Annotated in this window: 20 protein-coding genes; 10 read left to right on the forward strand and 10 right to left on the reverse strand. The window is 69.0% G+C overall.

Annotated elements, in window-relative coordinates; genetic code table 11:
- The gene (locus AC1PZ7_RS04220; protein ID WP_482358262.1) at positions 1-756 is read right to left on the reverse strand and encodes a winged helix-turn-helix domain-containing protein; all 756 of its coding nucleotides are present in this window, start codon (positions 754-756) and stop codon (positions 1-3) included.
- Between the two features lie 254 nt (positions 757-1,010).
- Here AC1PZ7_RS04220 and fmdA point away from each other — a divergent pair, with 254 nt between their 5' ends.
- From fmdA to AC1PZ7_RS04235, 3 genes are all read left to right on the forward strand, one after another.
- Positions 1,011-2,237, forward strand: coding sequence for a formamidase (gene fmdA / locus AC1PZ7_RS04225; RefSeq protein WP_482358263.1), 1,227 nt, complete (start codon positions 1,011-1,013; stop codon positions 2,235-2,237).
- A 61-nt stretch (positions 2,238-2,298) separates the two neighbouring features.
- Complete coding sequence (locus AC1PZ7_RS04230) at positions 2,299-2,817, forward strand: AmiS/UreI family transporter (RefSeq protein WP_482358264.1); 519 nt, start codon at positions 2,299-2,301, stop codon at positions 2,815-2,817.
- A gap of 48 nt (positions 2,818-2,865) precedes the next feature.
- On the forward strand, positions 2,866-3,168 hold the full coding sequence (locus AC1PZ7_RS04235) for an FmdB family zinc ribbon protein (RefSeq protein WP_482358265.1): 303 nt from the start codon (positions 2,866-2,868) through the stop codon (positions 3,166-3,168).
- Positions 3,169-3,263: 95 nt separating this feature from the next.
- Here AC1PZ7_RS04235 and pdxR read toward each other — a convergent pair whose 3' ends face one another.
- From pdxR to AC1PZ7_RS04270, 7 genes are all read right to left on the reverse strand, one after another.
- Positions 3,264-4,823, reverse strand: coding sequence for a MocR-like pyridoxine biosynthesis transcription factor PdxR (gene pdxR, locus AC1PZ7_RS04240; RefSeq protein WP_482358266.1), 1,560 nt, complete (start codon positions 4,821-4,823; stop codon positions 3,264-3,266).
- Positions 4,824-4,897: 74 nt separating this feature from the next.
- Positions 4,898-5,728: an ABC transporter permease gene (locus tag AC1PZ7_RS04245; RefSeq protein ID WP_482358267.1), complete on the reverse strand. Its 831-nt coding sequence runs from the start codon at positions 5,726-5,728 to the stop codon at positions 4,898-4,900.
- On the reverse strand, positions 5,728-6,588 hold the full coding sequence (locus tag AC1PZ7_RS04250) for an ABC transporter permease (RefSeq protein WP_482358268.1): 861 nt from the start codon (positions 6,586-6,588) through the stop codon (positions 5,728-5,730). The genes AC1PZ7_RS04245 and AC1PZ7_RS04250 overlap by 1 nt, the downstream gene beginning before the upstream one ends.
- Entirely contained in the window at positions 6,585-7,661 is a 1,077-nt protein-coding gene (locus AC1PZ7_RS04255; RefSeq protein WP_482358269.1) for an ABC transporter ATP-binding protein, read from the reverse strand. Before AC1PZ7_RS04255 ends, AC1PZ7_RS04250 begins: the two co-directional genes overlap by 4 nt.
- A gap of 84 nt (positions 7,662-7,745) precedes the next feature.
- Positions 7,746-8,969 carry an ABC transporter substrate-binding protein gene (locus AC1PZ7_RS04260; RefSeq protein ID WP_482358270.1) on the reverse strand — a complete coding sequence of 408 codons (1,224 nt, stop codon included), beginning with the start codon at positions 8,967-8,969 and terminating at the stop codon, positions 7,746-7,748.
- 124 nt (positions 8,970-9,093) lie between these two features.
- The gene (locus AC1PZ7_RS04265) at positions 9,094-10,035 is read right to left on the reverse strand and encodes an aminotransferase class IV (protein WP_482358271.1); all 942 of its coding nucleotides are present in this window, start codon (positions 10,033-10,035) and stop codon (positions 9,094-9,096) included.
- 142 nt (positions 10,036-10,177) lie between these two features.
- Positions 10,178-11,416 carry a CaiB/BaiF CoA transferase family protein gene (locus tag AC1PZ7_RS04270; protein WP_482359563.1) on the reverse strand — a complete coding sequence of 413 codons (1,239 nt, stop codon included), beginning with the start codon at positions 11,414-11,416 and terminating at the stop codon, positions 10,178-10,180.
- Positions 11,417-11,728: 312 nt separating this feature from the next.
- On the opposite strand from AC1PZ7_RS04270, the gene AC1PZ7_RS04275 reads away from it, so the two are divergent.
- From AC1PZ7_RS04275 to AC1PZ7_RS04305, 7 genes are all read left to right on the forward strand, one after another.
- Positions 11,729-12,994: a ribulose-bisphosphate carboxylase large subunit family protein gene (locus AC1PZ7_RS04275; RefSeq protein ID WP_482358272.1), complete on the forward strand. Its 1,266-nt coding sequence runs from the start codon at positions 11,729-11,731 to the stop codon at positions 12,992-12,994.
- Positions 12,991-14,397 carry a four-carbon acid sugar kinase family protein gene (locus tag AC1PZ7_RS04280; RefSeq protein ID WP_482358273.1) on the forward strand — a complete coding sequence of 469 codons (1,407 nt, stop codon included), beginning with the start codon at positions 12,991-12,993 and terminating at the stop codon, positions 14,395-14,397. Before AC1PZ7_RS04275 ends, AC1PZ7_RS04280 begins: the two co-directional genes overlap by 4 nt.
- Positions 14,398-14,417: 20 nt before the next feature.
- Positions 14,418-15,269: a phosphogluconate dehydrogenase C-terminal domain-containing protein gene (locus AC1PZ7_RS04285; protein WP_482358274.1), complete on the forward strand. Its 852-nt coding sequence runs from the start codon at positions 14,418-14,420 to the stop codon at positions 15,267-15,269.
- A 145-nt stretch (positions 15,270-15,414) separates the two neighbouring features.
- Positions 15,415-16,377, forward strand: coding sequence for a TRAP transporter substrate-binding protein (locus AC1PZ7_RS04290; protein WP_482358275.1), 963 nt, complete (start codon positions 15,415-15,417; stop codon positions 16,375-16,377).
- Positions 16,378-16,470: 93 nt separating this feature from the next.
- The gene (locus tag AC1PZ7_RS04295) at positions 16,471-16,959 is read left to right on the forward strand and encodes a TRAP transporter small permease (RefSeq protein WP_482358276.1); all 489 of its coding nucleotides are present in this window, start codon (positions 16,471-16,473) and stop codon (positions 16,957-16,959) included.
- Between the two features lie 5 nt (positions 16,960-16,964).
- Positions 16,965-18,245, forward strand: a complete 1,281-nt coding sequence (locus AC1PZ7_RS04300) for a TRAP transporter large permease (RefSeq protein WP_482358277.1) — start codon at positions 16,965-16,967, stop codon at positions 18,243-18,245.
- Positions 18,246-18,346: 101 nt separating this feature from the next.
- Positions 18,347-19,057, forward strand: coding sequence for a transcriptional regulator NanR (locus AC1PZ7_RS04305; protein ID WP_482358278.1), 711 nt, complete (start codon positions 18,347-18,349; stop codon positions 19,055-19,057).
- 24 nt (positions 19,058-19,081) lie between these two features.
- On the opposite strand, the gene apnL is transcribed toward AC1PZ7_RS04305, so the two are convergent.
- Both apnL and AC1PZ7_RS04315 read right to left on the reverse strand, forming a co-directional pair.
- Positions 19,082-21,058 carry a D-apionate lactonase gene (gene apnL / locus AC1PZ7_RS04310; RefSeq protein ID WP_482358279.1) on the reverse strand — a complete coding sequence of 659 codons (1,977 nt, stop codon included), beginning with the start codon at positions 21,056-21,058 and terminating at the stop codon, positions 19,082-19,084.
- Between the two features lie 2 nt (positions 21,059-21,060).
- A complete protein-coding gene (locus tag AC1PZ7_RS04315; RefSeq protein ID WP_482358280.1) occupies positions 21,061-22,065 on the reverse strand; it encodes an ABC transporter permease in 1,005 nt (334 codons plus the stop codon).
- Between the last annotated feature and the right edge of the window lies 1 nt (position 22,066).

A 22,066-nucleotide genomic window follows, 5' to 3' on the forward strand; every position in this document is an offset into this window, starting at 1 on the left:
TCAGTGCCGGACTTCGGTGCCGGGCCGTAGCGGCGGGGTGAAGACGTAGCCCTCGCCGCGCACCGTCTTGATCAGCCGGTCGCCGCCGCCGTCGTCGAGCTTGCGCCGCAGCTTGCCGACCAGCACGTCGATGCTGCGGTCGAACGGCGCCCATTGCCGGTTGGCGACCAGGTCGAGGATCTGGTCGCGGGTGAGCACGCGCCCGGGGCGCTGCGCCAGCGCGACCAGCAGGCGGAATTCGTGGCTGGTGAGCGCGAGGATGGACGCGTCGGGCCGCCTCAGCTCGCGGCGGTCGAGATCGAGCCGCCAGCCGCCGAATTCGAGGCGGTTGGCGGAGGCCTCCGCTTCCCGCTCGGGCGGGGGGCGGCGCTCGCCATAGGCCCGGCGCAGGATGGCGCGGATGCGGGCGAGCAGCTCGCGCGGCTCGAACGGCTTCGTCACATAGTCGTCCGCGCCGATTTCCAGGCAGATGATCTTGTCGATGGTCTCGCATTTGGCGGACAGCACCAGCAGCGGCGTGTCCGACCCGGCACGGACCGTGCGCGCCAGCGAGAGCCCGTCCTCGCCGTTCGGGAAGGTCAGGTCGAGGATGATGAGGTCGAAGCGGGCGGCCTTGAGCGCGTGCCGCATCGACAGGCCATCCAGCGCGAATTCCGCGCAATAGCCCTCGCGCACCAGGAATTTGGTGAGGAACCCGCACATCCGGCGGTCGTCGTCGACCATGAGGATGCGCTGACTGCGCACCATTTCGTTCATCACCGCGCCCCGTGCATTCCCGCTACGAGACGACCCGTTGCGTCGCCCGGCACGATCATAGCCGCTCCGGCCGGCGATGCGCGGGCAACCGCGCGGGGTTTACAAAAAATTACATTGCCGCCCCCTTGGCGCCGCCAAGGCGCTTACATGCGGCTCCTAGCCTCCTGCCGAGGGGTGCAGGTGCGGCGGCTTACGTCCGCCCGCCTGCAGGAACGGCGATAACGCCGCAGCCCCCTCGATAGGAGAGGAAGCTCATGGCGAAGACAGTCTTCAAGATCGATCTCAACAAGGCGCCGGAAGATCAGGCGATCAAGACCCACAACCGCTGGCACCCCGACCTTCCCATGGTCGAGACGTTCAAGCCAGGCGATGAGTTCCGCGTCGAGTGCTATGACTGGACCGGCGGTCAGATCGGCAACAATGACAGCGCCAATGACGTGCGCGACGTCAACCTCACCAAGGTGCACTATCTGAGCGGCCCGTTCGGCGTCGAAGGCGCCGAGCCCGGCGACCTGATGGTGGTGGACATCCTCGACATCGGTCCGATCGAGGGTTCGGAGTGGGGCTTCAACGGCCTGTTCGACAAGAACAATGGCGGCGGCTTCCTGACCGAGCACTATCCGGAGGCGGTGAAGTCCTGCTGGGATTTCCACGGCATCTACACAACCTCGCGCCACGTCCCGCGGGTGCGCTATCCCGGCCTCGTCCATCCCGGCCTGATCGGCTGCCTGCCGGACCACAAGCTGCTCGCGGAAGCCAACCGGCGCGAGGCCGCGCTGGTCGCCACCAACCCTGACCGCGTTCCGCCGCTCGCCTGCCTGCCCTATTCGGACACGGCGCTGATGGGCCAGATGACCGGTTCCCTGCGCGACAAGGCCGCCGCCGAGGGCTGGCGCACCGTGCCGCCGCGCGAGCATGGCGGCAATTGCGACATCAAGAACCTGTCGCGCGGCTCGCGCTGCTACTTCCCGGTCTATGTGAAGGGTGGCGGCCTCTCCATGGGCGACATCCACTTCTCCCAGGGCGACGGCGAGATCACCTTCTGCGGCGCCATCGAGATGGCCGGCTGGATCGACATCGGCGTCGGGCTGATCAAGGGCGGCATGGCGAAATACGGCGTCATCAACCCGATCTTCAAGCCGAGCCCGGTCGACCCGCATTTCGACGACTACCTCATCTTCGAGGGCATCTCGGTCGACGAGCATACGGGCGAGCAGTACTACCTCGACGCCCACGTCGCCTATCGCCGCGCCTGCCTCAACGCCATCGAGTACCTGAAGAAGTTCGGCTATTCCGGCGAGCAGGCCTATTCGATCCTCGGCACCGCGCCGGTCGAGGGCCGCATCGCCGGCATCGTCGACATCCCGAACGTCTGCGCGACGGTGGCGATACCGACCAAGATCTTCGACTTCGACATCAACCCGAACTCCACCGGCCCCACCCGGCAGGTGTCGGGCGTCGACGTCGCCCGCGCGAGCTGAACCCTTCCGGCAACACTGGCGCCCCGGCCGGCTCGTCCGGTCGGGGCCGAGGAGATCAACCATGCTGCTCGGACTTGGCTTGCTCTATGTCGGCGCGGTGCTCGTGCTCAACGGCCTCTGGCTGCTCGGCAAGATCGAGGACCGCGAGATCATCGTCGTGAACGTCGTCTCCGGCCTCGTGACGCTCGCCATCTCGGTGTTCTGGGCCTTCAACCCGCAGGCGGATGCCGGCTCGATCAAGGGCGCGGCGCTGACGCTGCTGTTCACCGCCACCTATTTCTGGGTGGCCTATAACCGCGTGACCAAGGTGGACGGGCGCGGACTCGGCTGGTTCAGCCTGTTCGTCGCCATAACCGTGGTGCCGGTGGCGATCCAGTCGCTGCAGGGGGCGGACAGCCCCATCGGCCTCTGGATGGGGTGGAACTGGGTGGGCTGGGCCCTGCTGTGGTTCTGCTACTTCCTGCTTCTCACCATGAAGCAGCCGATCCTGCGCTTCACCGGGGCCTTCACCGTGCTCATCGGCATCCTCACCGGGTGGGTTCCCGGCGTGTCGCTGCTGCAAGGCTGGATGCAACCCTGACCCCACGGATGGCCCACGGGCCATCCGTTCCCGTCACGGAGCGAGAAAATGCCCCTCTACACCTATTCCTGCGACGATTGCGGCCCGTTCGAGGGCTGGACCACGATGAGCGAGGCCGACAAGCCGGCCTGCTGCCCGGAGTGCAGCGCCACGGCGCTGCGCGAAATGGCGACGCCGCATCTCAGCACCATGAACGGCACGCTCCGCAAGGCCGTGGCGCGGTCGGAGAAGACCGCGTCCGAGCCGAAGGTGGTGTCACGCGAACACCTCGCCAATTGCGGCTGCTCGCTGTGCGGCGCCCGCAAGAAGAAGCCGGCGCCGATCGAGCGGCGCTGGTCGCTCGGCCACTGATCGGCACGGCGAGGCTCGCTCGGGCAGATCGCTCGGGTAGGCAGGTGCCGGACATTGCGCGGCGGCGCCTGCCTGCTTTTGCCGAGGCGCCGCCGCTAGCCGGTTGTCGCCATGTCGGCGAGCACCTTGCGCAGCCGTTCCACCCCCTCGTCGATCTGCGCCGCGCTGAACGGGCTGAAGCCGAGCGTGATGTGATCGTCCACATCGGTGTCGGGATGGCGCGCCAGCAGCGACAGCGGCATGATCTCCAGCCCGGCCCGCGCCGCCGCCTTGGCGAGCGCGCGGGCGCTGATGCCGGGCGCGAGCTGGGCGACGATCTCCATGCCGGTGTCGGTCGGCTGCGCGCTCATATAGTCCGCCAGCCGGCTGGCGACCTTCGCCAGCAGATGCGCCTGACGCTGGGCGTAGAGCTTGCGCATCTTGCGCACATGGCTGGCGAAATGGCCTTCCTGCATGAAGCGCGCGACCAGCACCTGCTCGAGGATCGGCGAGTAGCGCCCGACCACGGTGCGGGCCGAGACGAAGGCCTCCACCAGCGGCGTCGGCACGATGGCGAAGCCGAGCCGCAGGGCGGGAAACAGCGTCTTGCTGAAGGTGCCGAGATAGATCACCCGCCCGCCGCGATCCATGCCGTAGAGCGAGGGCAGCGGGCGGCCGGCATAGCGGAACTCGCTATCGTAGTCGTCCTCGATGATCCAGCTGCCGGTGCGCCGGGCCCATTCCACGAGCTGGTGGCGGCGCTCGAGCGAGAGCACCATGCCGAGCGGAAACTGCTTCGACGGCGACACATAGGCCATGCGCGCGCGCGGCGCGCGGCGCAGCGCGAGATCGACGTCGAGCCCGTCCGCGTCGACCGGCACGGCGACCGGCGTCGCGCCGGTGGCGATGGTCGAGGCGTAGATCCCGTCATAGCCGGGGTCCTCGCAGATCACCTCGTCCTCGGCCATCAGCAGCAGTCGGCAGGCGAGGTCGATCGCCTGCTGCGCGCCGGCGAAGATGATGACGTTGTCGGCCGAGCAATCGATGCCGCGCCCGAACGAGACATGTTCGGCGATGGCGGCGCGCAGCGGCGCGTAACCCTGCGGGTCGCCCTCGCCCATCAGGTGGTTGGCGGTGGCGCCGTCGAGCTTGCGATAGAGATCGGCGGCGAGCTTGGCCCAGAGCTGCACGGGAAAGGCGTCGAGCGCCGGAAAGTTGGAGCGGAAGGGAACCGGCCGGCGCATGTGGCGCAGCGTTTCGGGGGCATGGGCGAGCGCCACGCCCAGCTCGACGCTCGCGCCGGGCTCGATGCCCGGTCCGGGGTCCGCACTGACCCCGAGCTCGGCGCTGCGGTCGAGGCTGCCCGCCGCCTTGATCGCCGGGTTGATGCGGGGCGGTTCCGGCTCGACGATCTCGGCCGGCGGCTGGCGCGAGACATAGGTACCCGAGCCGGAGAGCCCTTCCAGATAGCCTTCCGCCGCCAGTTGGTCGAAGGCGAGCATGATGGTGTTGCGCGAGACGCCGAGCGCCTGCGCGAGGTCGCGGGTCGAGGGCAGGCGCTGGCCGGGCCGGATCGCCCCGCCGACGATTTCGGCCGCCAGCCCGCGATAGATCTGCCGGTAGAGCGGGGCGTCCGGCCGGCGTTCGAGGTTCAGGCCCAGCGCATCGAGCAACACGTCGTGTCCTCCGCCTTCCATGCCCTGCGGATCGACGCAATCGGCGTGCCAGCCGGCTGCCGCGGGTCCGGCGGTTACGCCGCCCGTTCCCGCTCGGGACGGTGGCCGAAGGTCGCCCGCCCCGTGAGCATGAGCACGAACATGATGCCAAGTCCGACGAGGACCACAAGGTTCACGGCGGTCGCCAGCGCGTAGAGCTCCGGCTTTACCCCGTAGCGCAGCGCGCCCCAGGCGACGGAGGGCAGCGTCGGCGTCGCGCCGAGCAGGTAGAACGAAATCTCCAGATTGTTGAACGCCATGATGAAGGAGACGATGAAGGCGCCGAGCAGCCCCGGCCAGATCAGCGGCAGCGTCACTTCGAAGAAGGTGCGGCCGGGCGAGGCGCCGAACACCATCGCCGCGTCGTCGAGCCGCCAGTCGTAGCGGTAGAGCTGCGTCGCCATGATCAGCAGCGCGTAGCTGAAGCAGTGCACCGCATTGGCGAGGATCGCCGAGACGAGATTGCCCTGCAATTCGAGGAACAGCCCGTTGAAGATCAGCGAGGCGATGCCGACGAGCACCTCGGCGACGAAGAGCGGCGCCACGAACAGGGTGAGATAGAGCCCCGCCCGCCGGCCGGCATGCCGCATCAGCCCGAGCGTGGCGGCCGCCGCCAGCAGGGTGGCGAGCGCGCCCGCCCCGATGCCCAGCACCAGACTGTTGAAGAAGGCGGTCTGGTACAGCGAGTTGGCGAAGAGCCGGCCGAAGGTGTCGAGCGTCCAGCGCGGCGGGTAGGGGAAGGTGTGGTTCCTGGCGAAGGCGCCGAGGCCGATATGCAGGATCGGCAGATAGAGGAAGAGATAGGAGACGACCAGCGTCGCCAGCAGGGCGTAGCGCCCGAGCGCTTTTTTCAGCGACGTGCCCATCATCCCCTCCCGAAGCCGGTGAAGCCGGTGCGGCGCAGATTGACCCGCAGGCCGACCAGAAGCACCGCGATGATGGAGGTGAGGAACAGCACCACGCCCATCGCCGCGCCCAGCGCCCAGGTGCCGGATTCGCCGAATTGCTGCGCCATCGCCATGCCGTAGAGCGTGCCGTTCGGCCCGCCGAGGAAGCGCGGGGCGAGCGTGGCCGACAGGCAGGGGATGAAGCACAGGGCGAAGCCGATCAGCGTGCCGAACAGGTTCAGCGGCCACGTCACCTCGAAGAAAGCCCGCATCGGGCTGGCGCCGAAGATCTTGGCGGCGTCGATCAGCCGGGCGTCGAAGTTCAGCAGCGACAGGTAGATCACCGTCACCACGATCGGCAGGTAGAGATAGACGAGGCCGATCGCGCTGGCGGTGTTGGTGTACATGATGAAGCGCAGCGGCGCGCTGCCCAGCGCCATCAGCACGCTGTTGATCAGGCCGAGCGGCCCGAGAAGCCCCTGCAGCGCGATGACGCGCAGCACCTCGCCGGTGAGGAACGGCACGGCGAAGGCGAGGGTGAGCAGCAGCCGGTAGCGTCCGCCATACAGGATGATAGCGTAGCTCACCGGCCAGGCGAGGAAGATGCAGGCCAGCGAGACGATGGTCGCCATCACCAGCGAGCGGATGAGGAAGGTGACATAGGCCCCGCCGGTCGCCAGCGTGACGTAGTTGCCGAGGTTCCAGTCCTGGATGATGTGGTAGTTCTCGGTGCGCCAGAAGCTGAGCACCACCATGGAGAGCAGCGGCAGCACGAACAGCGCCAGCAGGAACAGCGTCGGCACGCCGAGAAGAACGGAACCCGCCCAGCGCCCCCTCATGAGCATCGCTCCCCTTCAGTGTCGAAGGCGTCGATGTCGCCCGGCCCGAAGCTGGCGACCACCGCCTCGCCGGCAAGGAAGGCGCGTTCTGAACGCGGCCGGCTGGCATGGAGCTCGCGCGCGCCGAAGGCGAGGATGTAGTCGGCATAGGCGCCGCGCAGGATCACGTCCTTGACGGTGCAGGCGATGCGGTTCGGGCCGGCGGCGGCATCGGGGCCGGCGGGATCGAGCCGCAGCTTCTCGTTCTTGACGAAGAGCTGCACCTCGCCGGCGGGCGGAAGGCCTGGCGCGGAGAGGGAGAATCCGGCCCCGCAGCGGGTCGTCACGCCGCGCCCGCTGGCGTCGACCGTGCCTTGGAAGCGGTTGGAGCGGCCGACGAACTGGGCGATGAAGGCGGTCTTGGGCAGGTCGTAGATGTTCGTCCGGGCGGCGAAGTCCTCGATGCGCCCCTTTCGCACGACCGCGATGCGGTCGCTCATCGAAAGCGCCTCTTCCTGATTGTGGGTGACGTAGATGAAGGGAATGCCGAGCGCCATCTGATGGCGGCGGATCTCGACCTCCATCTCCTGGCGCAACTCGCGGTCGAGATTGGCAAGCGGCTCGTCGAGCAGGAGGGCCTTCGGCCGTCCCACCAGCCCGCGCCCGAGCGCGACGCGTTGCTGCTGGCCGCCGGAAAGCTGGTTGGGGTAGCGCTTCTCCAGCCCGCCAAGGGAGAGGATGCCCACCACCCAGGCGACGCGCTCGGTGATCTCGGCCGCCGGCAGCTTCATCATGCGCAGCGGGAAGGCGAGGTTCTCGTACACGGTGCGGTGCGGGAACAGGAGGAATTCCTGGAACACCATGGCGACGCCGCGCCTGTGCGGCGGCAGCTCGGCCGCGTCCTCGCCGTCGATGAGGACGCGGCCGGTGGTGGGCTTCTCCAGCCCGGCGATGATGCGCAGCAGCGTCGTCTTGCCGGAGCCGCTCGGGCCGAGAAGCGAGACGAACTCGTTCTTCTCGATCCCCATGGTCACGCGATCGACCGCCCAGATGCTGCCATACTGGCGCGAGACCCCGTCGAGGGTGATGTACACGTATCAGGCTCCCGGAATGTCAGGACAAAGGGCAGGGCACGGCGGCCGGGCGTGGGCGGGCTGGAACCGCCCGGCCGCCGGCGCTCAGGCGGCCTGCATCCGCGACCACACCCGCTCCCATTTCTCGGTCGAGGAGGGCTGGTCGAACATGTACATCTTGGAGAGTTCGCCGGTGCGGTCCATCAGATAGAGCTTCTGCTCCTCCGGGGTCGACAGGGAGCGTATGTCGATGGTGGTCGAGCAGCCGCTGGCCAGCGCGATCTTCTTCATCGTCTCCGGCGCGATCATGGTGTCGATGAAGCTTTGGCAGACATCGAGCATTGCGCCGTCCGGCACGCCGGAGGAGACCAGCCAGGTGTCGACCCAGCCGAGCCCGCCCTCCTTCGGCACCAGCGTGTGGGCGAAGGTGGTGTCGATCTCGCCCTTGGCCTTCTTGGCGAGCAGCTGGCGGTAGACCTGCGCGAATTCCGGCGCCGCGACCACCGCGCCGCTTTCCAGAAGCTGCGCCAGCGTGGCGTTGTCCTGGTAGCGGGTGAGCAGCAGCGGCTTCTGCTCGATCAGCAGCTTCTCGACGCCGGCCAGTTCCTCGTCGGTGAGGTCATAGGGATTGAACGGCTTGCCGTTCGGACGCGGCTTGTCGATCGTGCCCATGCGGCTGGCGACGAGGATGCCGGCCAGCGCGATGTTCTCCTCGAAGCGGGCGCTGGTGGACAGCCGCCCGGCGAAGGCGGGGTCGAACAGCAGCTCGATGCTGTCGGCCTTCCCGGCCGGTACCTCGGCGGTATTGTAGGTGGTGCCGTAGCTGCCCCAGCAGAACGGCACGCCGAAATCGACGCCGGTCTTCTCGTCGGTCAGCAGCTTGAACTCCGCCGGCTCGAATACCGGGAACAGGTGCTGCGTGCTCGGAATCCTGGCGTAGTCGACGGTGCGGATCAGCTTCTCGCGGAAATACAGGCTCGGCCAGAAGCCGTCGGCCTGCACGAGGTCGAAATCCTTGGTGCCGCCGACGCGCAGCTTGTTGTAGGCCTCGGAATTGCCGTCGAAGAAGGTCGGCGCGAACGTGATGCCGTGCTTCTCCTCGAAGGCGGCAATGACGTCGGGCAGCAGATAGCCTTCCCACATCAGGGCGCGCAACTGCGTCGGAGCGGCCGAGGCCGGGCGGATATAGGGCGCGGCGACGGCCGCCATCGCGCCGGCGGCGAAGGTCTTGAGCACCTTGCGGCGGTCGACGGAGGATCCGGCGCGCTCCGCGAGGTCCGGCGTGGCCGCTGGCTCTGCCCCGGCGGAATTCGACACGTGCGGTTTCATGTTCCTGTCCCCTTGTTCGTTGTGGCGTTGACCATCGGCGGGAACCGCCCGTCCTCTCGTGCTCTCCCGATAGCCGGCCCCGGGCTGCATCGGCCCGGGGTCCGTCTGGCTGTCCGGCTGCCGCTCAGGCGGCGACGGCGAAGGGATTGTCGGCGTCGGCATAGTTGACCGGCGTCATGTGCCAGCCCTCCTTGTGCTTGCGCCAATAGGTTTCCTTGATCTTCGCGCTGATCGGGCCGGGGCGGTCATTGCCGTAGATCCGCTCGTTGACGCGCGAGCAGGGCATCACGCCGCCGGCGGTGGTGGTGGTGAACACCTCGTCGGCGTCCATCAGCTCCTCGAAGGTGATCGGCGCCACCTTGCCCTCCAGCCCGAGCTCGGGGCAGAGGTCGAGCACGGCGAGGCGGGTGATGCCGCGCAGCGCGCCGCGATCGGGGGTGATGACCTCGTTGCCCTTCACGATGAAGACGTTGAAGCCGGCGCCCTCAGTCAGGTAGCCCTCGGCATCGAGCAGGATGGCGGTGTCGAAGCCCTTGTCCTTGGCCTCGAACATGCCGCGGGTGAAGTCGCGCCACATGTAGTTCTTCAGCGTCGGGTCGAGCGAGTTCTGCGAGATGCGGGGCACCTGCGCGACCAGCAGATGGGCGCCGCGCGCCTGCACGTCCGGCTTGATCACGTCGACCCACGGCACGGCGTAGGCGATGAAGGTGTTGTCGCAGTCGTCCGGGTCGCGCGAGCCGTAGACGCGCGGGATGCCGCGGGTCGAGATCATGGCCACGAAGGCGTCCTTGAGGCCCGACAGGGCGACCACCTTGCCGAGGATGGAACGCATTTCCTCGCGGCTCACGCCGGGGTTCAGCCGGTAGCCTTCCAGCGAGCGATGGAAGCGGTCGAGATGGTCGTCGAGGCGGAAGAAGCCGCCATCGGTGACGTGGACGACGTCATAGGTGACGTCGGAATGGGTGAAGCCCCAGTCGCCGACCGGGACCTTGGCCTCGGAAATCGGCACGTACTGGCCGTTGATGTAGGCGGCGCCTTTCGAGAAATCGGGTTTCGCCTCGCTCATCGCATGCACTCCAGGCAGTGATCGGTTGCGCCATTGCCCCGCGAAGGTGGCCCAGTGGCCGGGTCGCAGAAAGTGCCGCTTGCCTGAAAAGTGACAGTGCCAATTTTGCGGGCAGCCGTCCGGTCGATGGCCGTCCGGCGTTCTAGACGATGCCGGCGGCGCGTAGCGCCGCCCGCTCCTCCGGGGCGAGGCCGAGCAGCGTTTCCAGCACCTCGTCGGTGTGCTGGCCGAGGGTCGGCGGGGCGAGCGGCGTGCCGGGCGGGCAATCGCCGAGCCGCAGCGGGCTGCGCACCCCCGGCGCGATGCCGCCAAGCGCATGCGGCAGGTTCATCGCCAGCCCCCGCGCCAGCGCCTGCGGTTCGGCGAAGGCCTGGGCGATGGTGTTGATCGGCCCGGCGGGAATGCCCGCCGCGTCCAGCATGGCGAGCCATTCGCCCGTCGTCTGGCGCTTCAGCGCGGCCGCCACGCGCGCAATCAGTTCGTCGCGATGGGCGACGCGGTCGCGGTTGGTGGAAAAGCGCACGTCGGCGGCGATGTCGGGAAGGTCGGCGATCCGGCAGAAGCGGGCGAACTGCGCGTCGTTGCCGACGGCGAGAATGAGGTGGCCGTCCGAGGTCTCGAAGGCCTGGTACGGCACGATGTTGGGATGGGCGTTGCCGAGCCGGTGCGGCGCGGTGCCGCCGACCAGGAAGTTCAGCGCCTGATTGGCCAGGCTCGCCACCGCCACATCGAACAGCGCGACGTCGATATGCTGCCCGCGCCCGGTGCGGTGGCGCTGCTCCAGCGCGGCGAGCACCGCGATGGCGGCGTTGAGCCCGGTGAGGATGTCGACGAGGGCGACACCGATCTTCTGCGGCTCGGTGTCGGGGCTTCCGGTCACCGACATCAGGCCGGACATGCCCTGAATCATGAAATCATAGCCGGCGCGGCCGGCCTCCGGTCCGTCCTGCCCGAAGCCGGTGATGGAGCAATAGACGAGGCGCGGATTGACGGCGGACAGGCTCTCGTGATCGAGGCCGTAGCGCTTCAGCCCGCCGACCTTGAAGTTCTCCACCACGACGTCGCTCTGCTCGGCGAGGCCGCGGATCAGCGCCTGCCCCTGCGGCGTCGCCATGTCGATCGTCACCGAGCGCTTGTTGCGGTTGGCGGTGAGGAAATAGGCACTCTCGCGCGTCGGCTTTCCGTCGCCGTCGACGAGCCAGGGCGGGCCCCAGCCGCGCGTGTCGTCGCCTTCGCCCGGCTTCTCGATCTTGATCACCTCGGCGCCGAGATCGCCCAGCGTCTGCGTCGCCCAGGGGCCCGCCAGGACGCGTGAAAGGTCGAGCACCCGGATCCCCGCCAGTGCCTGCGCGGCGGGTTGGCTCGTTCGGTCGTCGGTCATGAAACGCGTGTCCATCTCGCCATACGGGTCGGCCGGGAAGCGGGACGGCGCACCCGTGTCGGGCCCCTGCGCGCCCGCCTCGCGGTACGATAGCCCCGCCCTTGCAGCCGCGCCATTGCCGGTTCGGATCATCCCCGATGCGGTCCGGCGGAGAGGGCACGATGGCCTTGTCAGGACTCATCATCTGGTATAATCACTACATCAATATATGAGTGAGCTTGTACTCACCGCCGAGGAAACGCATCAGGAGCCGCGCGCCGCGCCCGCCGACAGGCCGGGGTGGGCGGTCCCTTGTCCGGGACAACGACACGCATGACGACGCCTTCCCGTATCGAAGCCGACTACATCATCGAGACCGCGTTCGACCCGCGCGCCGCGGCCGAGGCCATGGCCGGCGAGCAGTCCAGCGGCACCTTCGTCGCCATTCCCGGCGAGACGCCCGAGCTGAAGGAGCGTTCCGCCGCCCGCATCGAGGCGCTGGAGCTTCTGGAGAGCGTCGGGGCGCCGTCGCTGCCGGGCGCGGGACGCCCGAAGGGCGGCGAGGGGCCGATCCGGCGCGCCCGCGTCACCCTCTCCTGGCCGCTCGACAATGTCGGTCCCTCGCTGCCCAACCTCATGGCGACGGTTGCCGGCAATCTGTTCGAGCTGAAGCAGTTCTCCGGGCTGCGCCTCACCGACATCCGCCTGCCGCAGGCGTTCGGCGACACCTATCCCGGTCCGAAATTCTCCGTCGCCGGCACGCGCCGCCTCGCCGGCGTCGAGGGGCGGCCGCTCATCGGCACCATCGTCAAGCCGAGCGTCGGCTTCGGTCCGCAGGAGACGGCGTTGCTTGTTAGCCAGCTATGCGATGCCGGCGTCGACTTCATCAAGGACGACGAGCTGCAGTCCGACGGGCCGCATTGCCGCTTCGACGAGCGCGTGCGGGCGGTGATGCGCGCCATCAACGACCATGCCGACCGTACGGGAAAGAAGGTGATGTTCGCCTTCAACCTCACCGGCGAGATCGACCAGATGCGCCGGCGGCACGATTTCGTGCGGGAAGCCGGCGGCACCTGCGTGATGGCGAGCCTCAACTCGGTCGGCCTCGTCGGCATGATCGAACTGTGCCGCTTCACCGAATTGCCGGTGCATGCCCACCGCAATGGCTGGGGCTATCTTTCCCGCGCGCCGATGCTCGGCTGGTCCTATGTCGCGTGGCAGAAGATCTGGCGCCTGGCCGGCGCCGACCACATGCACGTCAACGGCCTGTCCAACAAGTTCTCCGAAGCCGACGACAGCGTCATCGCCTCGGCGCGCGAATGCCTGACGCCGATGTTCCCCGACAAGCCCTGCATCGCCATGCCGGTGTTCTCCTCCGGCCAGTCGGCCAAGCAGGCGCCGGGCACCTATGCCGCGCTCGGCTCGCCCGACCTCATCTTCGCGGCGGGCGGCGGCATCATGGCCCATCCGGACGGGCCGGCGGCCGGCGTCGCCTCGCTGCGCGAGGCGTGGGACGCGGCGCTCGCCCGCGTGCCGCTCGCCGACTACGCCCGCGACCACGCGGCGCTGGCCCGGGCGCTGGAGGCCTACGCCGGATGAGCGCCGCCGCCGAGGTAACGCCGGAAGCCGGTCTTCCCGCGGGCCCGCTCCTCTCCTTCTATGGCGACGACTACACCGGCTCCTCCGCGGTGATGGAGGTGCTGAGCTTCGCCGGCATCCCGACCGTGCTGTTCCTCGGCACGCCGACGCGCGACCAGCTCGCCCGCTTCGACGGCATGCGCGCGGTCGGCATTGCCGGCGTGGCGCGCTCCATGCCGCCGGAATGGATGGACGCGCATCTGCCGGCGATGTTCGAGGTGCTGGCCGCTCTTCGCGCGCCGATCGCCCATTACAAGGTGTGCTCCACCTTCGATTCCGCCCCGCATGTCGGCTCCATCGGCCGCGCCATCGAGCTGGCGGAGCCGATCCTCGGCGGGGCCTGGCATCCGCTCGTGGTCGGCGCGCCGGCCATCGCCCGCTATCAGGCGTTCGGGCATCTGTTCGCGGCCATTGACGGAGAGGGCTACCGGCTCGACCGCCACCCGGTCATGGCGCGCCATCCGGTGACGCCGATGGGCGAGGCCGATGTGCGCCTTCACCTCGCGCGCCAGACCGACATTCCCATCGGGCTGGTCGACTTCGCGGCGATGAAGAGCGGCCGTTCCGGGGAGCAGCTCGCGGCCGCGCGCGCGGCGCAGGGGCGCATCGGGGCGCGCATCGTGGCGCTCGACGTGCTCGACGAGGAGACGCTGGCGGAGGCCGGCCGGCTCGTCTGGCAGCATCGCGGCGACCGGCTCTTCGCCGTCGGCTCGCAGGGGCTGGAATATGCGCTGGTCGCCCATTGGCGCCGCGCCGGGCTGCTTCCGGCCGAGGTTCCGGCCACCGCCGTGCCGGCGCGCGCGCGTATCGCGGTCGTCTCCGGCTCCTGTTCGCCGATCACCGCCGGGCAGATCGCCTGCGCGCTGGAGCACGGTTTCGCGGGAGTGCGGCTCGACGTCACCCGCGCGGTCGATCCGCAGGCGTGGAGCGCCGAGCTGGCGCGCGGGGCGGCCGAGGCGCTGCGCGCGCTCGGCGAGGGGCGCGACCCGCTCGTCTTCACCGCCAGCGGCCCGGACGACCCGGCGGTGCCGGCGCTGGCGACGGCGGTCGCGGCGGCCGGGGCTCCGGCCGGCGAAGTCAACGCCCGGATCGGCGACGGCCTCGGCCGGGTGCTGGACCGGGTGGTGCGCGAGGCGCGGCTCGGGCGGGCGGTGATTTCCGGCGGCGACACCTCCGGTCACGCCGGCATGGCGCTCGGCATCTATGCGGTGACCGCGCTGGCGCCGCTGGCGCCGGGCTCGCCGCTCTGCCGCGCCTATGCGGACAACGCCCATGACGGGCTCGAACTCGCGTTCAAGGGCGGCCAGATGGGCCGGTCCGACTTTTTCTGCGCCGCCAGGGATGGTGGCGTGCCCAACCGATGACAGATGGGAGTATGCCAGTCATGAAGAAGATCGCGTTGCTGGGAGCCGGCGGCAAGATGGGGGTCCGCCTCTCCACGAACCTGCAGGGCTCCCCCTATGAAGTGATGCATGTCGAGCCGTCCGAGGAAGGCCGCGCCCGGCTGAAGAAGGCGACCGGCCTCGACTGCGTCGACGGCGACAACGCGCTGGCCGATGCCGACGCGGTGCTGATGGCGGTCCCGGACCGGCTGATCGGCAAGATCGCCCACACCTTCATCGAGAAGGTGAAGCCCGGCACCGCCATCATCATGCTCGACGCCGCCGCCCCGCATGCCGGCGAACTGCCCAAGCGCGACGACGTCACCTATTTCGTCACCCATCCCTGCCACCCGCCGATCTTCAACGACGAGGTGACGCAGGAGGCCAAGAACGACTTCTTCGGCGGCGTGCATGCCAAGCAGCATATCGTCTGCGCGCTGATGCAGGGCCCGGACGAGCATTACGCCCAGTGCGAGCAGATCGCCCGCACCATCTACAAGCCGGTGATGCGCGCCCATCGCTGCACGGTGGAGCAGATCGCCATCATGGAGCCGGCGCTGGCCGAGACCATCGGCGCCACGCTGTGTCTCGCCCTGCGCGAGGCGACCGACGAGGCGGTGCGCCGCGGCGTGCCGCGCCAGGCGGCGACCGACTTCCTGCTCGGCCACTTGACCATCGAGCTGGCCATCGCCTTCAACATCTTCCCGGAAGGCAAGTTCTCCGACGGTGCGCTCTATGCGATCGACCAGGCGCGTCCGCAGATCTTCCGGGATGGCTGGCTCGACCGCATCTTCGCGCCCGAGGCGGTCCAGCGCTCGGTCGAGGAGATCTGCAACCCGCCCAAGGCGGCGTGAGGCAGGCGACCAACAGGCGGGAAGGGAGCGCGCGCACCCTTCCCGCGCGTGAAAGTGACCACGCGGGAGCGTTTCGTCTCCCCGCTCGCCACGGACCCTCGACGGTGCGTGGAACGTCCAACATAACGATGAGAGAGGAAACCCCATGAACCGGATCATCGCCCTCACGGCGGCGGCCGTGCTCGGCTTCGCCGCGCCCGCGGCCGCGACCACCGTGATCAAGGCCGGCCACGGCACGCATACCACCCATCCCACCCATCTCGCGCTGGTCAAGCTGGCCGAGATCGTCAATGCCAAGAGCAATGGCGAGATGAAGATCGAGATCTATCCCGACCGGCAGCTCGGCGAAGAGCGCGAGATGGTCGAAGGTCTCCAGCTTGGCACCGTCGACATGGCGGTGGTCTCCACCGGTCCGCTCGTCGCCTTCGTGCCCGAGCTCGGCGTCGTCGATCTGCCCTTCCTGTTCAAGAACTCGCAGCATGCCTACAAGGTGTTCGACAGCGAGATCGGGCAGGGGCTGCTGGAGAAATTCGAGACGCGCGGCATCGTCGGCCTCGCCTGGTGGGAGAATGGCTGGCGCAGCCTCACCAGCAAGAAGGAGGTCAAGTCTCCGGCCGACCTCAAGGGCATGAAGCTGCGCACCATGCAGAACCCGGTGCATATCGCCGCCTTCAAGGAGCTCGGCGCGGCGCCGATTCCGATGGTGTGGGGCGAGGTGTTCACCAGCCTGAGCCAGGGCGTCATCGACGCGCAGGAGAACCCCGTCACCATCATCTACAGCAATTCGCTGTGGGAGGTGCAGAAGTACCTGACGCTCACCCGGCACGTCTACGGCCCGCATGTCGCGCTGTTCAGCAAGTCGGTCTGGGACCGGCTCACTCCCGATCAGCAGAAGATCCTCACCGAGGCGATGATCGAGGCGACCGCCTATCAGCGGGAGACGTCGGCCAAGCTTGAGGCCGAACAGCTGAAGCTGCTCGCCGACAAGGGCATGGTGATCGAGGAGGTCGACATCGTCCCGTTCCAGGAGGCGACCGCCGACACCGCCGCCGCCTTCAAGAACATCGACCCGGCCGTCGTCGCCAAGATCAAGGCCGCCGCCAACTGACGCCGGGCCCTCCGCGCCGTACCCCTGCGAGGGGGTGCGGCGCGGCGGTGCGGCGCGGGAGGCTTAGAGCCCCGCCCCCTCATGGAGCGCGACATGCTTCGCAGATTATGGACCGGCGTGGAATGGGCGGCCAAGGCTGTCCTGGTCCTGCTGGTGACAGCCATGACGATCGCCTGCCTGGCGCAGGTGGTCTGGCGCTACGTCTTCAACGATCCGCTGACATGGTCGGAGGAGCTGGCGCGCTACCTCTTCGTGTGGGTGGGCTACCTGGCGGCCTGGCTCGCCTGGACCCAGCGCGCGCATATCGCGCTCGATGCCGTGACCTATCTGCGGATGCCGTGGCTGGAGCGCGCCTGCCTGCGTCTCGTCGAGGTGATAGTGCTCGTCTATTGCGGCTGGACCTTCTACGCCAGCCTCGGCTTTCTGCAGCTCACCAGCACCCAGCCCTCGGCCGTGCTCGAAGTACCGATGAGCTACATCTATGCCGGCTACAGCGCCATGTGCGCCCTCATCATCGGCGACATCATCGTCGGCTGGATCAGTGGCGAGCGCCACGGCCATCCGGCTCTTCCGCAGGAGTGAGCCTGATGGCCACCGTGCTTTTCATCTCTTTCGCCGCGCTGCTCCTGCTGAACATGCCGGTCTCCTTCGCGCTGGCGGTCGCGTCTGCGCTCTCATTGCTCTGGGGCGGCCTTCCGCTTGCGCTGGTGGTGCAGAAGATGACCGCCGCGATGGACAGCTTCGTGCTGCTCGCGGTGCCGTTCTTCCTGCTCGCCGGCCACCTGATGGCGCGCAGCGGCATTGCCCGCGACATCATCGACTTCGCCGACGCGCTCGTCGGCTGGATGCGCGGCGGCCTCGCCCACGCCAATATCGGCGCCGGCATGCTGATGGGCGGCATGACCGGCTCGGCCGTGGCGGAGGCCTCGTCCACCGGCGGTGCGCTCATCCCGCCCATGCTGCAGAAGGGCTATGATGGCCCGTTCACCGCCGCCGTCACGGCCAGCGCCTCGACCATTTCCGTCGTCATCCCGCCCTCCATCCCGATGATCGTCTTCGCCGTCGTCACCGGCGTGTCGGTCGGCGACCTGTTCATCGCCGGCGTCGTGCCGGGGATCCTGATGACGATCGCGCTGATGTTCACCGCGTGGCTCATCGCCGTGCGGCGCGGCTATCAGCGCGGGCCGCGCCCGACGCTTGGCTCGGTGGCGCGCGCCACCCGGGCGAGCTTCTGGGGCCTGCTGATGCCAGTCGTTATCATCGGCTCGATCCGCTACGGCATCGCCACGCCCACGGAAGCTTCCGTCGTGGCTGTCATTTATGGCCTGCTCGTCGGGCGCTACGTCTACCGTACCATCGCCTGGCGCGACGTGCCGTCGATCGTGCTCGACAGTACCGTGACGACCGGCATCGTCATGCTGATGATCGCCGCCGCCTCGGTCTACGGGCTGATCGTCACCCGCGAGCAGATCCCCCAGGCGGCCGCCCAGCTCATCCTTGAACTGACCACAAATCCCTATCTGGTGCTGGTGCTCATCCTCTGTGTCTACCTCATCGCCGGCATGCTGCTCGATCTCGCCGCCAACATCATCATCCTGGTGCCGGTGCTGTGGCCGCTGGTGAAGCAGGTCGGCATCGATCCGGTGCAGTTCGGCGTCATCACCGTCATCGGCCTCGCCATCGGGCTGGTGACGCCACCGGTCGGCGCCTGCCTGTTCGTGACCTGCGGCATCGCCAAGACCAATCTGCTGGAGGGCAGCAAGGCGGCCGTGCCCTTCATCCTCGCGCTCATCACGGTGGTGTTCCTCATCATCGCGGTGCCCGGCATCGCCACCTGGCTCCCCTACAGCGCCAAGGCCATGCACTGAGGAGGACGGGCGGCGTACTGGTCCGCCGGAAAGCGCGCTGGTATACTGAACACACCAAAGCGGCATGAACCGCGGAGGAACGAAGGGCGGGAGCGCGCAGCATGGCCATCGGCACGGACACCATCATCCGTCGAAAGCTCTCGCACGAGGTGTTCGACCGCCTGCGGACGATGATCACCGGCGGCGAGCTGGGGCCGGGCGATGCCATGCCGTCCGAGCGCGACCTGATGGAGCGCTTCGGCGTCGGTCGGCCGGCGATCCGCGAGGCCATGCAGGCGCTGGCCAATATGGGGCTGATCGCCATCACCCATGGCGAGCGCGCGCGCGTTCAGCAGCTCACCGCGCGCAGCATCTTCCAGCAGATGGACGTCACGGCCAATATCCTGCTCTCGGCCTCGCCCGACAGCCTCGAGCATCTCAAGCAGGCGCGCCTCTTCTTCGAGCGCGGCATGGTGCAGGCGGCGGCGGCGCGGGCGACGGTGCAGGATGTGGAACGGCTGCGCGCCACGCTCGACCAGCAGGCGCAGGCGATCGAGAACGCGGACGCCTTCATCGCCGCCGACATGCGCTTCCACACCCAGATCGCGGCGATTTCAGGCAACCCGATCTTCGAGGCGGTGAGCGAAGCGATGCTCGGCTGGCTGCGTCAGTACCATACCGAGATGCTGAGCTGGACCGGGCGCCAGAACGTCACGCTGACCGAGCATGAGGAGATTCTCCAGCGCATCGCCAATCACGAGCCGGAACGCGCCGAGCAGGCGATGATCCGCCATCTCGACCGTTCGAGCGCGCTCTACACGCATGGCGACTGACGGCCCGCGCCGTGCCCGTGCGTGTCATTCCTCGACGCGGGCGACGGCATAGGCTGGCAGAACTAGCCGTCCGCTCGTGTCGTGTGACACGGGCAATCGGCCCGTCGCCGCGAATGCCGGCACCGCCGCCGCGTCCAGCACGCCGACCCGCTCGCCCCACGGCAGTTCCACGCGCTGCTCGTCGCCGGTGAGGTTGGCGAGCAGGAGGGTGCGTGCGCCCGCGCGTTCGACGGCCAGCGCCAGCAAGCGGTCCTCGGCATCCGACCGGCAGGCGAGCGCCGGCGCTCCGGCGATGCCGGCGAGCAGCGCGGCGGCATGAAAGGCCGGACGGCGCATGAGGGCGTCGCCGGTCTCCGGCGGTTCGACGAGGCCGAAGGAGCCGGTCAGCGCGCCGCCGGTGAAGCTCTCGACACCGGCCTCCACCAGCCGCGCCGCGTAGCCGATCATCCAGGCGGCGGCGAACAGGCCGCGCTGGCGCGGATCGTCCGGCGTCATGGTCATGCGGCGCCCGTGCGGGTTGGGCAGGGTGCGCGCGCCATAGGGATTGTGCCGCATCCCGAGCGTCGACGGCCCGATGCGGTAGGGCGTGGCGGGCCCGACGATCGCCCGCGCCGAGCGCAGGATGAAGGGCAGCGCCTCCAGCGACTGCATGACGCTGCGGTCGTCGGCATCGTGGACGATCGGGCAGGTGCAATGGGTGACGTAGTCGAGCAGGTGCGCCGGCGGGCGCTTGCGGTTCAGCTCGGTGAAATAGCTGAACATGCCGCCGCCGAGGCGCAGGCCCGGAAAGGCCGCGCGCGCCGCCGCATAGACCTCCTCCAGCGGCGGGCAGTCCGGCCAGGCGCTGCCCGGCGGGGTCGAGCGGCGGTCGACCGCCGGGCTGACGGCGATGGCGTCGAGCCGCAGGCGCGCCTGCGCGACCAGCCGGGCGACCTCGCCGAACTCGATGTCGAGCGGGCGGATACAGGGCACGACGCATTCCAGCACGGTCTCGGCCGGCCGGAGCGCGGCGAGGCGGGCAAAGCCGGCCATGGCCTGCGCGCCGTGGCCGGCGGTCGGATCGAAATGGAAGAGCAGCGTCTGCGGGCCGAGTTCCGCGAGGCGGTCGGACGCCTGGAGCGTCGCCTCGGTCTCCTCGGGGGTGACGACGAGCCCGAAGGCGGGCGCCCGGCCGATGACGCCGCCGGTGGTGAGGCGCACGGGCGCCGGCCGCATCGGCGCGGCTGCCGTCCGGCCGCCGGTCACGGCCTCACTGTTGCCGCGCAGGGCGAGCGTCACCGACTGGTGCACCGTCTCGCCCGCCGGCAGCACATAGGGCCAGGGCAAAGCGAGCGGGCGCACATAGGTCTTGTAGGAGGCGTCGGACCAGTTGCGCTGGTCCTCCATCTCGAACGTGTCGCCCTCCATCCGGCAGGTGGCGAAGACGCCGGGCGCCACCTCATGGGTGATGGCGCGCATGTTCCTGAAGGGCTGGGCGGGGTCGATGAGATCGGGCAGCACGGCCCGCGCGACCGAACCGTCGACATGCTCCACTTCGACTGGCGCGCCGGCGAGGCCGACGATCGGGTGCAGGATGGTGAAGCCGCAGCGATTGGTGAGGAAGTCGCCGTTCGGCACGGCCTCGACCGTGAAGGAAAGGCCCGTCGCATCGCCGGCGATGCGGGCGTGATAGAGCAGGCGCGGCCCCTCCGGCGTGCCGCACGCCGCCTCGTAGCGGACGCGGAAGCCCCCGGCCGTCTCCTCCACGGCAAGGCCCCGCAGGACAGGGGCGTAGGTCCCCCAGTCCTGGTCGCGCACCAGATAGGAGATGGCGCGCAGCACCTCGCGTCCGGCCAGCCGGATATTGCGCAGATTGCCGTCGGCGAGTTCGCAGCTCAGTGCCCCGGCGCGCAGCAGGCGGGGGGGCGGGACCGCCTCGTCGGTGCCGAAGTGGATCTTCCGCAGGGCCGCCTCATCCCGGGACCGCGCGTGCGTGTCTCCCCTGTCGCCGACGTCCGGCATGCTCACCCCCGTGCCTCGCCGGCAACCGCCTTCGGCGGCGGTGCGGCACGGCGGCGCACGGCGCGTCCGCCGGCCAGCGCCAGCACGGCGATGACGACGAAGCCCTGCACGATGTCCTGCGTGCCCGGCGGCAGGCCGGCGATTTGCATGGTGGTGACGATGAGCACCAGCAGCAGGCTGCCGAACAGCGTGCCGAGCGCGGTGGAGGCGCCGCCGAAGATCAGCGAGCCGCCGAGCACCACGGCGCCGAGCGACTGCAGCAGATAGGGCGTGCCCATTTCGAGGAAGGCGCCGCCGACATAGGCGCCGAGCAGCATGCCGGTCAGCGCCGCCAGCGTCGAAGAGGCCAGGAAGGCCAGCGCGATGACGCGCCCGGTCTTCACGCCGGCGAGCGCCGCCGCCCGCTCGTTCTGGCCGACGGCGGAGAGCTGGCGGCCATAGACGGTGCGCTGGAGCAGAAAGCCGACCACCGCCACCGTGCCGAGGGCGATGACCAGGATTAGCGGGAATCCCTCAACGCGGCCGGCCGCGAGGGTCTTCAGCAGCGGGCTGACGGTGAAGCCGGCCGCCCAGCGATTGGCGAGGAGGGTGCCGGTGGCAAGGATGTAGCCGGTCGCCAGCGTGGCGATGATCGCCGGGATGCGGAAGGCGATGACCAGCAGCGCGTTGACGAGGCCGGTAACGAGCCCGATGCCGAGCACCGCTAGAAGCGCCAGCGGCAGTCCGGCGTCGCGGCCCGCGGTGACGACGATGCTCGCATAGGCGCTGAGCGTCAGCACGCTGGCGATCGACAGGTCGATATTGCCGCGCCCCGTCGTCACCACCAGCATCTGGCCGAGCGCCACCAGCACGAGGAAGCTCGCCGACACGGCAACGCCGGAGAGCGAGTGCAGGGTGAACCGACCAGTGGTGACGGACAGGATCGCCCACAGCAGGGCGACGCCGAGCGCCGCCCAGACCCAGCGGTTGCGCTCCAGCCACTCCCTCGGGCGCGTGGTGCGGCTCATG

Source organism: Ancylobacter sp. TW_SC_1, from assembly GCF_056836805.1.

Bases quoted from the DNA above. Each gene is read 5' to 3' on its own strand.
- AC1PZ7_RS04260 (WP_482358270.1), bottom strand. From the start codon at position 8,969: ATGAAACCGCACGTGTCGAATTCCGCCGGGGCAGAGCCAGCGGCCACG.
- AC1PZ7_RS04295 (WP_482358276.1), top strand. From the start codon at position 16,471: ATGCTTCGCAGATTATGGACCGGCGTGGAATGGGCGGCCAAGGCTGTC.
- AC1PZ7_RS04315 (WP_482358280.1), bottom strand. From the start codon at position 22,065: ATGAGCCGCACCACGCGCCCGAGGGAGTGGCTGGAGCGCAACCGCTGG.
- AC1PZ7_RS04220 (WP_482358262.1), bottom strand. From the start codon at position 756: ATGAACGAAATGGTGCGCAGTCAGCGCATCCTCATGGTCGACGACGAC.
- AC1PZ7_RS04280 (WP_482358273.1), top strand. From the start codon at position 12,991: ATGAGCGCCGCCGCCGAGGTAACGCCGGAAGCCGGTCTTCCCGCGGGC.
- fmdA (WP_482358263.1), top strand. From the start codon at position 1,011: ATGGCGAAGACAGTCTTCAAGATCGATCTCAACAAGGCGCCGGAAGAT.
- AC1PZ7_RS04290 (WP_482358275.1), top strand. From the start codon at position 15,415: ATGAACCGGATCATCGCCCTCACGGCGGCGGCCGTGCTCGGCTTCGCC.
- AC1PZ7_RS04305 (WP_482358278.1), top strand. From the start codon at position 18,347: ATGGCCATCGGCACGGACACCATCATCCGTCGAAAGCTCTCGCACGAG.
- AC1PZ7_RS04285 (WP_482358274.1), top strand. From the start codon at position 14,418: ATGAAGAAGATCGCGTTGCTGGGAGCCGGCGGCAAGATGGGGGTCCGC.
- apnL (WP_482358279.1), bottom strand. From the start codon at position 21,058: ATGCCGGACGTCGGCGACAGGGGAGACACGCACGCGCGGTCCCGGGAT.
- AC1PZ7_RS04300 (WP_482358277.1), top strand. From the start codon at position 16,965: ATGGCCACCGTGCTTTTCATCTCTTTCGCCGCGCTGCTCCTGCTGAAC.
- AC1PZ7_RS04230 (WP_482358264.1), top strand. From the start codon at position 2,299: ATGCTGCTCGGACTTGGCTTGCTCTATGTCGGCGCGGTGCTCGTGCTC.
- AC1PZ7_RS04245 (WP_482358267.1), bottom strand. From the start codon at position 5,728: ATGGGCACGTCGCTGAAAAAAGCGCTCGGGCGCTACGCCCTGCTGGCG.
- AC1PZ7_RS04235 (WP_482358265.1), top strand. From the start codon at position 2,866: ATGCCCCTCTACACCTATTCCTGCGACGATTGCGGCCCGTTCGAGGGC.
- AC1PZ7_RS04270 (WP_482359563.1), bottom strand. From the start codon at position 11,416: ATGACCGACGACCGAACGAGCCAACCCGCCGCGCAGGCACTGGCGGGG.
- AC1PZ7_RS04265 (WP_482358271.1), bottom strand. From the start codon at position 10,035: ATGAGCGAGGCGAAACCCGATTTCTCGAAAGGCGCCGCCTACATCAAC.
- AC1PZ7_RS04275 (WP_482358272.1), top strand. From the start codon at position 11,729: ATGACGACGCCTTCCCGTATCGAAGCCGACTACATCATCGAGACCGCG.
- AC1PZ7_RS04250 (WP_482358268.1), bottom strand. From the start codon at position 6,588: ATGAGGGGGCGCTGGGCGGGTTCCGTTCTTCTCGGCGTGCCGACGCTG.